The sequence below is a fragment of the Bacillus sp. FSL K6-6038 genome (assembly GCF_038050455.1).
Lineage (GTDB): Bacteria > Bacillota > Bacilli > Bacillales > Bacillaceae_G > Bacillus_A > Bacillus_A pseudomycoides.
In genome coordinates this window covers 819,367-834,385 of the sequence record NZ_JBBOUH010000001.1, presented here as the reverse complement: position 1 = coordinate 834,385, position 15,019 = coordinate 819,367, and the positions used below count along the sequence as shown (strand labels likewise).

Below are 15,019 nucleotides of genomic sequence, written 5' to 3'. Positions count from 1 at the left end.
TTGACCGAGAAGACCCCCTCCTCTAAATGAAGTGCAGGTGGGGGTCTTCTCGGTTTTTTTCTTTTTAAAGAAAACGTCTCTTTTTTGTAGAACGTATGTTTGTTCCGGTGCATAATGATCTTATCAAATAAAATGAGGTGAGAACAGGTGAAGAAAGCGTATTTTTCGAAACGGATCTATAAGATAGATGTACCGCATGAAATGGTAGATGCATTGGCAGAGACAATCGAAATATTTAATCAGGCGAAGCGCTTTGCGTTTCAAATGATTGTTCGGGAAAAACGTTGGAACCGTAAGATATATACAGACAGTCTTCATCTCGTTCTCAAGCGGAACTATCAATTGAATGATTATTATGCAAACAGTGCGGCGCAAGAAGCGAAGGCGTTGTTTACAGGTTTAATGGAGTTACAAAAGCTATATGAGAAACAAATACAAGAGAAAATCAAGAAGCTCAAGAAAAAGTTGAAACAAGAACGGACAAAACTGACAAATCTTCGTAAAATCAAACAAAGTTGTGTGAAAGGAAAGCTGACGTTTCCGAAAAACACTCGCTTGGCGAAGCACAACAACCTCATCTCCTTATCTCGTAAAAAAGACACATTGATTTGGCTGAATGAATATCTGTTTGAGCACCAATACTTGGATGTTCAAATGAAAAGGATTCAGGCGAAAATCGGCCTTTTAACCCACCGGCAATACCGCTTAACACAAAAACTTACATCACACAAAACGCATATTCCGAGCGCAGTATTTGGAAGTAAAAAACTATTTCGCTCTCAATTTACCACCCGCGAGTTTGTACGTAACCATGACAAATGGAAAACATTCTTTTCCCGTGCTCGAAATAAACAACTCATTCTATCTGGCCGTAAAGATGCCAAACATGGGAATTTTGTGTTTCAGTATGTGCCTGAGACAAAGGGATTATGGATGACGACAAGTTCCGGAAAAACACTTATGTTTCCAGCTGTTACGTTCCCGTATGGACAAGAAGTCATTGAGAAAGTAATCACAACCCAATTACAGTGTAAGAATAAGAAAAAGCATGGCAAACCGATTGCGTGGGCTGTGGAAGACCATGGTGAGTATTATATTGTGAAATGCTTAGTCGATGTACCGGAAAACCCTCATACGAATTACAGTACATCAGATGGTGTCATCGGTGTAGATTGTAATCTTGAGCATTTTGCTTGGGCAAATGTAACGAAGGATGGAAATTACAAAGGAAGTGGTGCCCTTGTTTTTTCTATCATGGGTAAATCCACAGGACAAATCACAAAGATCATCGAAGTGGAAGCGATTCGCTTAGTGGACTTAGCGGAGCGGTATAACAAGCCGATTGTCATCGAGAAGTTAGATACAACCCAATCGAAAACAGGGAATCGATATGGAAATAAACATGCGAATCGAATGAGGAGTATGTTCGCTTATGAGAAGATGACAAGTGCAATTCTGAATCGTGCAGATAAAAGGGGCGTGGCTGTCTTTCAAGTGAATCCCGCTTACACTTCAATCTCCGGAAAGATGAAATACATGCGCAAATTCGGCATCTCTATTCATCAATCTGCGGCTTTTACGATTGGTCGCCGAGGGTTAGGGTATAAAGAAAAAGTACCTGGGGTGCTTCAGCCTTATCTTCCAAAGAAAGACGCACATCACTGGAGCCATTGGCATCAATTAAACAATCGATTGGATATTCGCACGCATCATTTCTATCAGCTATACGATGTAGATCAACCGAAAGAAGTTTTACAAATCGAACGGTTACACTTGTTTGAAAATGAAAAGAAAAAACTAGCAAAACGATTTGCATGATAAAAAAGAGCACTTTGTCCCAGATTTTTACGCTTATTACCAGAGCAGATAACAAGTCTAGGAACTGGATGCATGACAAAGTGTTCGATCCTCGATATAAGAACAAAGTAGTTGTACCTATTTTGTTTGCCTTTCGTCGGAAGATAGAATGGGTCGTCTTACATACAGACACTACCGAACTCTATATCGTTGTATCCTCTTTGTTGAACGAGAGGAACTGTTTTGTGAGGATAGAGACAGGAGAATCCCCCACCTCAAGCTCTTGTAGAGGTAGGTGAGGGTAGTTCAATACACCAGTTTCACCGTTAATTCAGTTTGTGTACCACACGTCCCGCAATAGAAAACATGAACACAATATTGCTGAGAATTCTCTCCTGTTAAACCGTCTACCTCTATTAATAAATCTTGATCCATATATGCGCTATAAGCATCTGTATAATCTACAACTTTCCCATAATCTTGGAGTACATTCAGGCAACTTTGACAAGAATATACTTGAGCTTCCAGTGCATTGCAAAGTGGACATATTCCCATTTATAACTCCTCCAATCATAGAGGTTTCATATTTACAATTAGTGTGACCTTCTTTTAGAAAAATACAAATTAAAAAAACGAAATAAACTCCTTCTTTTTAGGTGGGAGGGAGCATCCGGCCATGCATAGAAGCATTCAGATCCTTTTCCTGCCCCATGCCAAGTGAAAACACAGAGAGAAAAAGAGTGCAGGTCACCTTTCGTTATCCATAGCTGTAACTTATATGCTGAAAAATTAAAATCGGTATATATTTTTACAAAATTTACAAATTATTAACTCGCATATCTTTCTACGTAACATCCATACTATGAGTACATTCACTTCAAACGATGGATTAGCGCCAAACGAGGCGATAATCTGGTTCAACTCCAGCTAATCCAACCAAAAAAATTTCTATACTTTAAGGAGGATACATTCCTATGGCAAACCAAAACAATCCATTAGTAGTACCAGGCGCAACAGCTGCAATCGATCAAATGAAATATGAAATCGCTCAAGAATTTGGTGTACAATTAGGAGCAGATTCTACAGCTCGTGCAAACGGTTCTGTTGGTGGCGAAATTACAAAACGTTTAGTAGCAATGGCTGAGCAAAGCCTTGGCGGATACCAAAAATAAATATATATGGCAAAAAAGGTCTCAAGCATTCGCTTGAGACCTTTCTTTCTACCCTAGCATTTGTAAAAATCGCTTCGTTCGTTCTTCTTTTGGATCTGTAAATACTTCTTCTGGTGTACCTTGTTCCACAACAACGCCGCCATCCATAAAGATAACACGATTCGCAATTTGATGAGCAAAGCGCATTTCGTGCGTTACAATCACCATCGTCATTCCTTCTTGTGCAAGTTCCTTCATTACCTTTAGGACCTCTTGTACAAGTTCTGGGTCTAACGCTGACGTTGGTTCATCAAATAATAAAACTTCTGGTTCCATCGCAAGCGCACGAGCAATTCCAACGCGTTGTTGCTGGCCACCAGATAGTTGGAATGGATATAACTCCATTTTGTCACCAAGTCCAACCTTCTCAAGGAAATATGTCGCTTTTTTCTTCGCTTCTTCTTTCCCTACTTTTTTCACTGTAACAAGCCCTTCCATTACATTTTGGATTGCTGTTAAATGAGGAAATAAATTATGATGCTGGAACACCATACCTGTTTGTGTACGAAGATTTACAATATCTTTCTTCGTTACTTTTTTAGAGAAATCCAGCTCTTTGTCACCAATGCGAACAATACCTGCATTTGGTGTTTCTAATACATTCAGGCAACGTAAAAATGTTGTCTTACCAGATCCAGATGGCCCAATAATGACAACAACTTCACCTTTCTCCACTGATAAATCAATATGCTTTAGTACCGTGTTATCACCGAAACTCTTTTGTAAATGTTGAATTGAAATCATAAAAACAAAAACTCCTTTTATAAAAGGATTATTATTTAAGCGTATAACGCTCTGAACGTTTTTCTAATATTTGTTGCACGATAGATAATAAGAAACAAATCGCCCAATAAATAAGACCTGCTTCAAAATAAACAATTAAAAATTCATAGTTCATTGCTGCAATTTCCTGTGCTTTTCGAAACAGCTCTGTTACTAAAATTAATGATGCTAATGAAGTATCCTTCACTAAGCTAATAAACGTATTCGAAAGCGGTGGAATCGATACACGTGTCGCTTGTGGTAAAATAATGCGTTTTAGCGCCTGTGGATATGTCATCCCAATTGTATATGCTGCTTCCCATTGTCCTTTTGGAATAGACAAAATAGAAGCACGAATAATTTCAGATGCATATGCACCAACATTTAATGAAAAACCAATAATAGCTGCTGGATATGGATCAATCTCAATGTTAAGAGTTGGAAGTCCATAGAAAATAATAAACAATTGTACAAGAAGTGGTGTTCCGCGAATAATAGATACATAGATACGAGCAATCCATTGTAGTAGGCGGCTACTTGAAATACGTGCTAAAGCCGTAAATATCGCCAAAATAATACCGATCACAAATATGATAATCGTTAATGGGATTGTCGTGAAAAGAGCACCCTCTAGCATAGGCATGAAGGATGCTTGCATAATATCTATCCATGTAGACAATCGATCTGTAATCAATGCATTACTTAGATACATTTTCACCGAACCATTTTTTCGTTATTTTGTCATACGTACCATCTTTTTTCATATCTTCTAACGCTTTATCTACTTCTTGTACAAGCTTATCGCTACCTTTACGGAATAAGAACCCACTTTGTGACGCTTCTTTTTCTGTTGCTGCAATTTTAATATTTGCATCTTTTTTCGTTTGTAAATAGTTTAACACTGATAATTTATCATTGATTGTGAAATCAACGCGACCTGTATTAAGTAGTTCTACTGCTTGACTAAAGCCTTCTACACCTTGAATCTTCGCACCATTTTTCTTTGCAAGATCCGCATAGTTACTTGTTAAAGACTGTGCTGCTGTTAATCCTTTTACATCTGTAAATGAAGCAGGTTTATCTTTATCCTTTGCAACGACAAGTGCTGCTGAAGAAGAAATATACGGTTTAGAGAAATCATACTTCTTTTGACGATCTTCACGAATTCCGACTTCATTCGCAACCATATCGAAACGTTTTGCATCAAGCCCTGCAAGCAAGCTATCCCATTGTGTTTCTTTAAATACTGGTTTCACACCGAGACGTTTTGCAACTTCTTCTGTTAACTCAACGTCAAATCCAGTTAATTTTCCACTTCCATCGTGGAATGTAAACGGTGGGTATGTACCTTCTGTACCAACAACGAATTCACCGCTTTTTTTAATTTGTTGCAATGCATCTTGACTAGTAGCTGTATCTTTTTTCTCTTCTTTGCCACAGCCCGCCACAATACCGACTGCTAGTGTAGCTACTGCAAGCACTGAAAATAATTTCTTCATGATATTAGTCCTCCAAGTATTCTGATAGGAATTTAAAAACTATATTGATTGTATGCAATCTTGAACAATTTTTCAATGAAAATGTTCGTCATTAGTGTATCCTTTTTTTTCATAATCAAACAACATGATATAAAATCACTACGTACAAAAAATAAGTAACATTTTTAAATATAGCACTTCTAAGAAGAAAGGTAAAACAATACTTACTTTTATATAAATTGACAAAACCATTGTTTTTTAGATGGGAGAGAGGATCCGACCATGCATAAATGTGGGCAGGGCCTTTTTTTGCCCCATGCCGTGTGAAAACAAAAGGAGAAAATGAGTAGAAGTCTTCTTTTCTCCTTCATAGTCATAACTGGGCTGTTGAAAGATCAATATGGATTTTTCTATACAACAAGCTATGTTAAACAATGTTGTTATTTTTTGAGATAAAGAAAGGGAACTCCTATTATTGAGTTTGTGATATGAACCATAAGTTTGCGGCAAACTTATGCTTCCAGGATTTGAAGAATATTTTTAATGTCGCTTTTAAATAAAGTCATGGTGTTTATAAAAAAGACGCGATGTTTTGTCCCTTTGAATCTGTTTATCTAAAAGGATGTTTTTATAGTGAAAAGAAAATCTGAACTGAAAGGCGGATTAAGGAATTGTTGAGTAGCAATAAAGTTACTCCACTAAAGGGCCAGATTGTGAAGCAATACCCACTTGAGTAACTTAATTCAAATGGGTTCTTTTTATTCTATAATTAATTAAACAAATTATAAAAATTATTTTTAATAAAGTTCAATATTTTATTAATATTATTAAAAAATATGTTAAACTAATATTAATAAAAGTAAATGGAGGGCAAAGCTGTGGATATTAACAATATTCCAAACTGGATTTTAGCCTTGGAAAATGAGGATTTAGAGTTTGTTAAAAACTTAGTACTTCATTCGGGTTCTTTAAAAGAGATTGCAAAGGTTTATGAGGTATCATACCCAACAGTAAGACTTAAACTTGATCGATTAATCGATAAAATAAAAATGAATGATGCCGTAGAAAACGAGGAATTTATTAAATTTATCAAGAGCCTGTCTATTGATGATCGGATAAGTGTAGAAGATGCAAAATTGATTATTGAAAAATATAAACAAGAAAGAGATGGGGAATAATGGTTCTTATTTATGCTGGTATGTTAGCTGTTCAATTTTTCTTATCAAGTAGAAACAATATCTATTGGGGGGCGATTTTACCAGTAGCACATATTGTATTTCTGACATGGTTGTTTATAACGAATCGTATTGAAAGTACTATTGGTTTTATCCTTTATCTATTAGTAGGGATGTTTTTCTTATGTATAGAATGGAATCTAGGTAGAAAGTATTTTCATAAGAAGATACAAAAAGAATTGGATAAAATGAAAACCCACGACATGAAATAGAGAAAATACGGGTAGAGAAATGATTAAACTTTTTTATAAAAAATTATTCACTAGCAACAAATAACCCAAGCATTTTGATCAAAATTTTTTCGAAATGTTTGGGTTTCTTCTGTTGAAAAATCAATTTTTGTAGCATGCTTTTAATCAAACTTTATTACGAACCAACAGCATTCACGGCAAACTTATGGGTTAATAATTAATCCACGGCAAAGATATACTTCCTTTTTCCTCAAATAATCAACTAAAACTCCTCAAAAACATGTGATTTCCGGCAAAGATATGCTTCTTTTAGCGGCAATTTTATGGGTAAAGTAACAGAGTTCCCTTGTTCCCTTAAAGCTCCCGATTGTGGAATAATGAGTGTTTAATTTACAAGAACTTTCGATAAACCTGTGTATTATGAAGCGGCTTAAAGCCTAAAGAGGTGTACAACCTCTCAGCACTTTCATTTCCCTCTAGAAAACATATTCGGATTTCTTCGTATCCTTCTTCTAACATCTCGTTCATACCGAATTGTAAAGCCTTACGTCCATATCCATTTCCTTGGTAACTTGGAACAACCATTAAATTATCTAATATCCCTTCTCCAGTAGTAACTGATGCAACAATTTGTTCATTTTTTAACACTAAATATACATTATTTTTATTGTTTAATTTGTATTTTTTTACACCGTCTTCTGGAGCAAGGTAAGGTTTAATATCATTCTTTTCGTGCAACTCGTAATAACATTCCTGTACCATTTTTACAAACTGGTCAAAAAATCTATCTTCATATTTAATCAACTCAATGTCTGCTTTAGGAAAAGTTCCTCCCTTGTATACCGATTCAAGTGAACCCCACCATTTTTCAAACCCCATTTTCTTAGCAAAGCCAATAGGATTTTCTGATTCGACTCTCATATAAGTACACACAAAATCTGGTTTTGTTTTAGAAATTACCTCTTCCATTGCTTTATATAATGTAGAACCAATACCTTTTAAACGGGAATCTGGTTCTACATAAACACTGATTTGAGCAATAGACTCTCCAGCACTATTTGCATAGACAGATGAATATGAGAACCCTTCAATTCCATTTTGTTCATATAGGAGAAATTGCATAGAATTTAGGACAATATCATCTAAAGAACCTACCTCTTCTTCTATCCCCATACTTTTTATTAGATTTAATATACTGACCTTATCTTCTTTTCCCCTATAAACACGTATCATTTAGATAATCCCCTTTTCCCATTTAATAGTTAGTCTTCTGCTAAATCCGGTTATTACTTAGTGAAATTTTCTTATGCTTATTCCTCAATCCTATGCTTTAACGAAACATCAAACAATCATCAGTCCGGAAAATTCTGATAAATTAAGTTTATCAGAGGTTAACTGCTCTCAACAATCATTTTACTAACTATGGGGTTATCATTTTGACAAACAACGACAAAAACAGAGGCAGCTGCCCCTGTTTCTCAACACTCTTAAAAGAGCTTGCCTTTAAGAATCTAATACACAATACCCGATCATTCCGCACAATAATAAAAAGAAAGCAATGTTAAATGTAACTGATAATTCTTCCATCTCTATCTCCCCCTTGCTTCCAACATATCACATGGATAAGGAAAGGGATGGGAGCATTTGTAAACATTGCTTTAAAGTTTTCTGAACATTTCGTGAAAGTTACGCACTTTGACTTCCTTCTATTTGCGTTTTATACATTTCATAATAACGACCCTTTTTCTGCATTAATTCTTCATGTGACCCTTTTTCAAGAATAGTCCCTCGATCGAGCACAATGATTTGATCTGCACTCTTAATTGTGGAAAGGCGATGTGCAATAATAAATGTTGTTCTTCCTTTCTTTACAACTTCTAGTGCCCCTTGAATCATCGCCTCAGTCTCTGTATCAATACTTGAAGTCGCTTCATCTAACACTAAAATGGCAGGATCGAATGCTAACGCACGTGCAAAAGATATAAGTTGGCGCTCTCCAGTCGATAGGGTACTTCCTTTTTCCGTAATTTCTTCTTCTATATTGTTAGCAAATCGTTCTGCCCCTACATCATGCAGTGCTTTTACAATTCGAGCCTTTGAAATCTTTGGATGTTCTAAACTTACATTCGACGCAACTGTACCACTAAATAAAAATGGATCTTGTAATACAATTCCCATGTGCTCGCGGAGTGCTTGCTTTGGTATATTTTTTACGTCATGCCCATCGATTGTAAGTTTTCCTTTTTGAAACTCATAGAATTGGAAGAGTACATTCATAATAGAACTTTTCCCAGATCCCGTATGACCAACAAGGGCCACCGTCTCTCCTTTTTTTGCCTCGAAAGAAATATTTTTTAACACTTCATCTTTCCCATTATAAGAAAATGAAACATCATCAAATCGAACATTTCCATTAAGACGTGGTATACGTTCCTCTTCCACTACTTCGCCCTTTTCATCCAGCAGTTCAAATACACGTTCCGATGCAACGCGCGCTTGCTCTAAATTCGCAAGCTGGTTTACCATATTTGTAATTGGTGAGAAGAGCCTTGTTAAATAATCGACAAATGCATACAGTATCCCTAAAGAGATAATCCCAGCAGCGCTCAAAGAGGCACCGCCAAAATACCAAATAACCGCTGTAAAAGCAATGTTGCGTAAGACACCCACTAAATTATGCGATGTCGCTGCATTTAAATTTAAAATTTTATTTTGGTACTTAAAGTAATCTTCATTTAATTCTTCAAATTCTTTCTTTATTGCACGTTCTTGACGAAATGCCTGGATGATAGGCATTCCTTGGATGGATTCATTCACTGTTCCATTAATATCTGATAACCGAGAGCGCATCTTATGATTGTACACAGAGGCATATTTTCTATATACAACAGCCCAAACAATTAAAATTGGTACGATAATTAAACATAACAGCGCTAATTTCATATCAAGTAAAAATAAAGCAATAAAGATTCCGATAATATAAATAAAACTAGAAACAAATGTCGCTAAAATTGTTACATATAACTCCCGAATGGCCTCCGTATCATTCGTTACACGCGATACAATTTTCCCTGCTGGTAAATGGTCGAAATAACGAATCGGTAATGTTTGAATATGAGAAAAGACATCTTCACGCATAATTTGAATGATTTTATTAGATGCTTTCTGTAAGAAAAACTGTTTACCATATGCAAATAAAGATACAACTAACAATAGTGCAAAATATCCTCCGCCAAGTAAAAGTAATCGTTTCATCTCAGGTTCATAAAACGAATACACTTCTTTGTTTGTTAACATTTTTGCTTTATACACTTGCGTTGCTTTTCCACTTTGAACTGTAATAATATCTCCCTTTACAGAACGTGTTCCCTCTGCTGCAACCTTATTAGGTACAAAATAATAAGTGAAACCAACTTGTATAATACGAACTTCTTTTCCTTTTTGTTCACCTTGTTCAAAGCGGTCGCTTCGCTTATACCAAGCTCCGTTATAAAGTACGGCATCGTCCCCTTGCACTGTTTCATGCCATGGTTTCTCAATACCGACAATATGATCATCAATCATTGTCTTTGCTACAAATGGGCCTGCAAGCTCTGCAATAACGAAAATAAATAACATTGCAAGTGCCACAAAAATGGTTCCCTTTACTTTCATAGCGTATTGAAATAACCGTTTTCCAACACTCATATTTTCACCTCACCCTCTACGTTTTCGCCCTGCTGTCTTTCAAACTGCTCCGCATACCAGTCACCATTCAAAACGAGCCTATCATGTGTTCCCTCTTCGATAATTTCACCATTATCCATAACGAGAATCCAATCAGCATGCTGCACAGCTGACAGGCGGTGCGTTGTTATAATTGTTGTTTTTCCGCTTCTTTCTCTCCGTATATTTTCAATAATCGCTGCTTCTGTTCGAGCATCCACAGCCGATAATGAATCATCTAAAATTAAAATTTCCGGATTTTGAATCACAGCTCGCGCAATCGAAATCCGTTGTTTTTGTCCACCAGATAGAGAAACACCTTTTTCTCCAACAAGCGTCTCTAATCCTTCTGGAAGAAACTCCAGATCTTTTTTAAATGCTGCAATTTCAATTGCTTTTTGAAGCTCCTCCTCATTTGCTTCTCTGTTCCCAAATAAAATATTTTCTCGTGCTGTTTTTGAAAATAGAATATGCTCTTGCGGTACATATCCAATCCAACTTCGTACGTTTTCGGTTGAAATTTCATCAAGCGCAACATTCGACACCGTAATATCCCCTTCTCCAAGTGGATACTGACGAAGGAGCTGGCGAACAAGAGTCGTTTTACCACTCCCTGTTTTCCCAACAATACCAAGCGTTTCCCCTTGCTTTAATGAAAAAGAAACATTTTTCAAATTAAGCTTAGGTGAAGCAGGATACGAAAAGGAAACTTTATCAAAGTCGATATACTCTGGCTCGTGTACACGCGTCGGCTTTTTCACGTTCTTCACGTCAGGCTCATACGCTAACGTTTCATTGACACGATCTAGCGAAGCATTTCCGCGCTGCATGACATTTATTAATTCACCAATCGCAAACATTGGCCAAATCATCATCCCAAGATAAACGTTAAAAGACACAAGTTCACCAAGAGTAACCTTCGATTGGAACACTAAAAATGCTCCATATACAAGACCAATTAAATAACTAAGACCAACTAGCATCTTAACCGTCGGCTGAAACAGTGCATCAATTCTTGCTACTTTCATATTTTTTTTATATACATCTGTTCCTAATTGATGAAATCTTTGCTCATCAGCTTTTTCCTGTACATATGCACGGATAACACGCACGCCTGCAATCGATTCAAGTACTTTATCATTCATATCTCCAAAAGCATCTTGAGCAATCGTAAAGCGTTCATGTAACTTCTTCCCATATATATTCATCGCATATGCCATAATCGGCAAGGGAAGAAGTGCCGCAATTGTAAGTTGCCAACTGATTGAAAATCCCATCATAAAAACAATTGTGAGCATATATAAACTAGAATCAACAAGTGTCAAAATCCCAAAACCAGCAGTCATAGCAATCGCCTTTAAATCATTTGTCGCTCTCGCCATTAAATCACCAGTACGATTTTTGTGATAAAAGGTCGGCGTCATTTTCAACAAGTGCCCCATAAATTTTGAACGCATCGTTTTTTCAAGCACGAATGCACCGCCAAATAATTGGTGCTGCCATACGTAGGTGAGTACATACCCACCAACTGCCGCCCCAAATAAAATCCAAACATACTGTATAATCACTTCGTTTGTTAAAGAACCTACTTTTATATGATCAATTGTTAATCCAATTACTTTCGGAGGAATTACCTCTATTACATTTACAATTAGAAGCACTCCAATTGCTATGCTATACCTCTTCCAATGTTCTTTAAAAAACCATGTTAACTTTTGTAATACTGAAAACAATGAAATCTCTCCCTTCTCGATTTTGTTTCAGTCTATTTCTGTTATCCACTATCAAAAGCCCCTGCTTTTACACCGTACCAATTGTACTGTTTCACCATAACTTCTCACCTTCCATATTTTTCTACCCCGCTATTTGCGGGCAGTAAAATCCCCACCTCAAGATTCAGCAAGAAATGAACACGATAGATAAGGGGATAACTGCCCGTTAATGCCCGATTGGTTCAACTAACCATCCGTGGGAGATAAATCCCCCTTACGAATGGAAGTTTCACTTTATCGAAACCATACAAAGTATGGAAACAACCAAAATAGAGACAAAAAAACGCATACCGCCGCTTGACGATATGCGCAAAAACGCATAAAAGCGTACGTTACGAAATACGCAACGTACGCTTTTTGAAAAAACAAAAAAGCACTATCTTTCCGTACGGGTTGCGTAATGATATGAATGTTTCCCACCATGTAATCCAACTAAGCCAGTCATATTTACCATTACAATCATTACGCGCACCCCCTTCATTTATTTTCCATTTTTAATTTTATAACTTTATCAACTTTTCTGTCAATTGTTTTTTCATTATTTTACAAAATAAACTTTTATCACCAAAAATAAAAGATGTACAATACCACTTCGATACTCGAAAAAATTATCTATCGATATTATTATAGATAATCCTATATTTCACTTACAAATAAGGTAAACCCCTTTAAGAAAGGGCATACAAAATAAAAATCACATAAGAAATCGTTTCCATAAACATTTTGTTTGAAAAATGTTCTCAAACCCCCTACAATCACCATATACTCACTCTTACAAGTTGCTATTTTAGGAGGACAAATCATGACAACTAGCAATACGTACAAATTTTATTTAAACGGTGAATGGAGAGAAAGCTCTTCTGGGCAAACAATTGATATTCCATCACCATACTTACACGAAGTAATTGGTAAAGTACAAGCAATTACTCGTGAAGAAGTTGACGAAGCAATTAAATCAGCACAACAAGCTCAAAAAGAATGGGCTGAAGCTTCTCTTCAAGATCGTGCAAAATATTTATATAAATGGGCTGATGAGCTCGTAAATATGCAAGATGAAATTGCCGATATCGTAATGAAAGAAGTCGGTAAAGGTTATAAAGATGCGAAAAAAGAAGTTGTTCGTACAGCTGATTTAATTCGTTATACTGTAGATGAAGCATTACACATGCATGGCGAAAGCATGATGGGCGATAGCTTCCCTGGTGGATCTAAATCCAAGCTTGCAATCATTCAACGTGCACCACGTGGTGTTATTTTAGCAATCGCACCATTTAACTACCCTGTAAACTTATCTGCTGCAAAACTTGCACCAGCTCTTATTATGGGGAACGCTGTTATCTTTAAACCAGCAACACAAGGCGCAATTAGCGGTATTAAAATGGTTGAAGCTCTTCATAAAGCAGGTCCTCCAAAAGGACTTGTAAACGTAGCAACAGGACGCGGTTCTGTTATCGGCGACTACTTAGTAGAACATCCTGGCGTAAATATGGTATCGTTCACAGGTGGTACAAACACAGGTGCTCACTTAGCGAAAAAAGCTGCTATGATTCCGCTTGTATTAGAACTTGGCGGTAAAGACCCTGGTATCGTACGTGAAGATGCTGACTTACAAGAAGCAGCAAAACATATCGTTAGTGGCGCATTCTCATACTCAGGTCAACGCTGTACTGCAATCAAGCGCGTGCTTGTACATGAAAATGTAGCGGACGAGCTTGTTAGCTTATTAAAAGATCAAGTGGCTGAATTAACTGTTGGTTCTCCAGAACAAGACAGTACAATCGTGCCATTAATCGACGATAAATCTGCTGATTTCGTTCAAGGATTAGTTGACGATGCAGTAGAAAAAGGCGCTACAATCGTAATTGGTAACAAACGCGAGCGCAACTTAATTTACCCAACATTAATTGACAATGTAACAGAAGATATGAAAGTTGCTTGGGAAGAGCCATTCGGCCCAATCCTTCCAATCATCCGTGTTTCTTCTGATGAACAAGCAATTGAAATTGCGAACAAATCAGATTTCGGCTTACAAGCAAGTGTCTTCACAAAAGACATTAATAAAGCATTTGCAATTGCAAACAAAATCGATACTGGTTCCGTTCAAATTAACGGACGTACAGAGCGTGGTCCTGACCACTTCCCATTCATCGGTGTGAAGGGTTCTGGTATGGGAGCACAAGGTATTCGTAAGAGCCTTGAGTCTATGACACGTGAAAAAGTAACTGTATTAAACTTAGTATAATATTTCGTGTTAGAAGCTAATCTACGGTTGTAGACTTAGCTTCTTTTTTTATTCCTAGGCTCTGTTATATGGTAATATTTCAGCACAGAAAAAAGAGCTACAATGAGCCCGCTTTCTCTTCTCTCATTAACCAATCCATCACATTCTCAAGTAAAGTTACAGAATAACTATGTTGTTTTTCTAGACTCAAGTGAGACAAAATATCAAAAATATTTGCTTCATTAGTTTAACACACAGATTAACAGAGCCTATTTCTAAAAAAATCCCTCTTCTTTTAATGACAAATTGTTCACTATAGTCTGATTATTACTATATCCATTGACGTATAAAAATTCATTTGTTACCCTTGATTATGTTAATTTAATACATAAATCCTCATTCGTATCTCGGTGAGGTAGAGGTTGCAGTCATTAAGAGTATCATTTCAGGAGATGTAGTGGCATCGATGAATGAATGGGAAAGGAATGGTTGCCGAAGTAAGAAATGCCCACTGTGCATTCTTGCTGGGTCTGCTATTTAATAAGTGCAGAACTGTCACAAACAACTTGTTTGTGGAGAGCTATCGAGAGGTATGTCGTGGGTTTCCTATAAGATAGAAAGCACGTAGCGACAATTACACGTGCTTT

12 protein-coding genes and 1 riboswitch are annotated in these 15,019 nt (G+C 36.7%); of the genes, 5 read left to right on the top strand and 7 right to left on the bottom strand.

What is annotated here, in order from left to right:
• The first annotated feature begins 147 nt into the window (after positions 1-147).
• Positions 148-1,818, top strand: a complete 1,671-nt coding sequence (locus NSQ40_RS04295) for an IS200/IS605 family accessory protein TnpB-related protein (protein WP_341286064.1) — start codon at positions 148-150, stop codon at positions 1,816-1,818.
• Positions 1,819-2,103: 285 nt separating this feature from the next.
• Here NSQ40_RS04295 and NSQ40_RS04290 read toward each other — a convergent pair whose 3' ends face one another.
• Positions 2,104-2,352 (bottom strand): hypothetical protein, encoded by a 249-nt coding sequence (locus NSQ40_RS04290; RefSeq protein WP_003204734.1) that lies wholly within the window; start codon positions 2,350-2,352, stop codon positions 2,104-2,106.
• A gap of 419 nt (positions 2,353-2,771) precedes the next feature.
• Between NSQ40_RS04290 and NSQ40_RS04285 the strand changes: the two genes are divergently transcribed.
• On the top strand, positions 2,772-2,969 hold the full coding sequence (locus NSQ40_RS04285) for an alpha/beta-type small acid-soluble spore protein (RefSeq protein WP_003195499.1): 198 nt from the start codon (positions 2,772-2,774) through the stop codon (positions 2,967-2,969).
• Between the two features lie 48 nt (positions 2,970-3,017).
• Here the strand turns inward: NSQ40_RS04285 and NSQ40_RS04280 are convergent, their stop codons facing one another.
• From NSQ40_RS04280 to NSQ40_RS04270, 3 genes are read right to left on the bottom strand one after another with little or no spacing between them, the layout of a single operon-like run.
• A complete protein-coding gene (locus NSQ40_RS04280; protein ID WP_003195496.1) occupies positions 3,018-3,752 on the bottom strand; it encodes an amino acid ABC transporter ATP-binding protein in 735 nt (244 codons plus the stop codon).
• Positions 3,753-3,783: 31 nt separating this feature from the next.
• On the bottom strand, positions 3,784-4,482 hold the full coding sequence (locus tag NSQ40_RS04275; RefSeq protein WP_098187958.1) for an amino acid ABC transporter permease: 699 nt from the start codon (positions 4,480-4,482) through the stop codon (positions 3,784-3,786).
• Entirely contained in the window at positions 4,469-5,269 is an 801-nt protein-coding gene (locus NSQ40_RS04270) for an amino acid ABC transporter substrate-binding protein (protein ID WP_003195492.1), read from the bottom strand. The genes NSQ40_RS04275 and NSQ40_RS04270 overlap by 14 nt, the downstream gene beginning before the upstream one ends.
• 857 nt (positions 5,270-6,126) lie before the next feature.
• Between NSQ40_RS04270 and NSQ40_RS04265 the strand changes: the two genes are divergently transcribed.
• Together NSQ40_RS04265 and NSQ40_RS04260 are read left to right on the top strand one after the other, a co-directional pair.
• Entirely contained in the window at positions 6,127-6,426 is a 300-nt protein-coding gene (locus NSQ40_RS04265; protein ID WP_016104021.1) for a DUF2089 family protein, read from the top strand.
• Positions 6,426-6,695 carry a hypothetical protein gene (locus NSQ40_RS04260; RefSeq protein WP_003205990.1) on the top strand — a complete coding sequence of 90 codons (270 nt, stop codon included), beginning with the start codon at positions 6,426-6,428 and terminating at the stop codon, positions 6,693-6,695. The genes NSQ40_RS04265 and NSQ40_RS04260 overlap by 1 nt, the downstream gene beginning before the upstream one ends.
• Positions 6,696-7,064: 369 nt before the next feature.
• On the opposite strand, the gene NSQ40_RS04255 is transcribed toward NSQ40_RS04260, so the two are convergent.
• The 3 genes from NSQ40_RS04255 to NSQ40_RS04245 form a co-directional block, all read right to left on the bottom strand.
• On the bottom strand, positions 7,065-7,907 hold the full coding sequence (locus NSQ40_RS04255) for a GNAT family N-acetyltransferase (protein ID WP_098159423.1): 843 nt from the start codon (positions 7,905-7,907) through the stop codon (positions 7,065-7,067).
• Positions 7,908-8,360: 453 nt separating this feature from the next.
• Positions 8,361-10,361 carry an ABC transporter ATP-binding protein gene (locus NSQ40_RS04250; RefSeq protein WP_098716170.1) on the bottom strand — a complete coding sequence of 667 codons (2,001 nt, stop codon included), beginning with the start codon at positions 10,359-10,361 and terminating at the stop codon, positions 8,361-8,363.
• Positions 10,358-12,112, bottom strand: coding sequence for an ABC transporter ATP-binding protein (locus NSQ40_RS04245; protein WP_018767656.1), 1,755 nt, complete (start codon positions 12,110-12,112; stop codon positions 10,358-10,360). Before NSQ40_RS04245 ends, NSQ40_RS04250 begins: the two co-directional genes overlap by 4 nt.
• 841 nt (positions 12,113-12,953) lie before the next feature.
• Between NSQ40_RS04245 and NSQ40_RS04240 the strand changes: the two genes are divergently transcribed.
• Complete coding sequence (locus tag NSQ40_RS04240) at positions 12,954-14,393, top strand: NADP-dependent glyceraldehyde-3-phosphate dehydrogenase (RefSeq protein ID WP_098716171.1); 1,440 nt, start codon at positions 12,954-12,956, stop codon at positions 14,391-14,393.
• Between the two features lie 387 nt (positions 14,394-14,780).
• A riboswitch (Lysine riboswitch) is annotated at positions 14,781-14,963 on the top strand.
• Positions 14,964-15,019 lie beyond the last annotated feature (56 nt).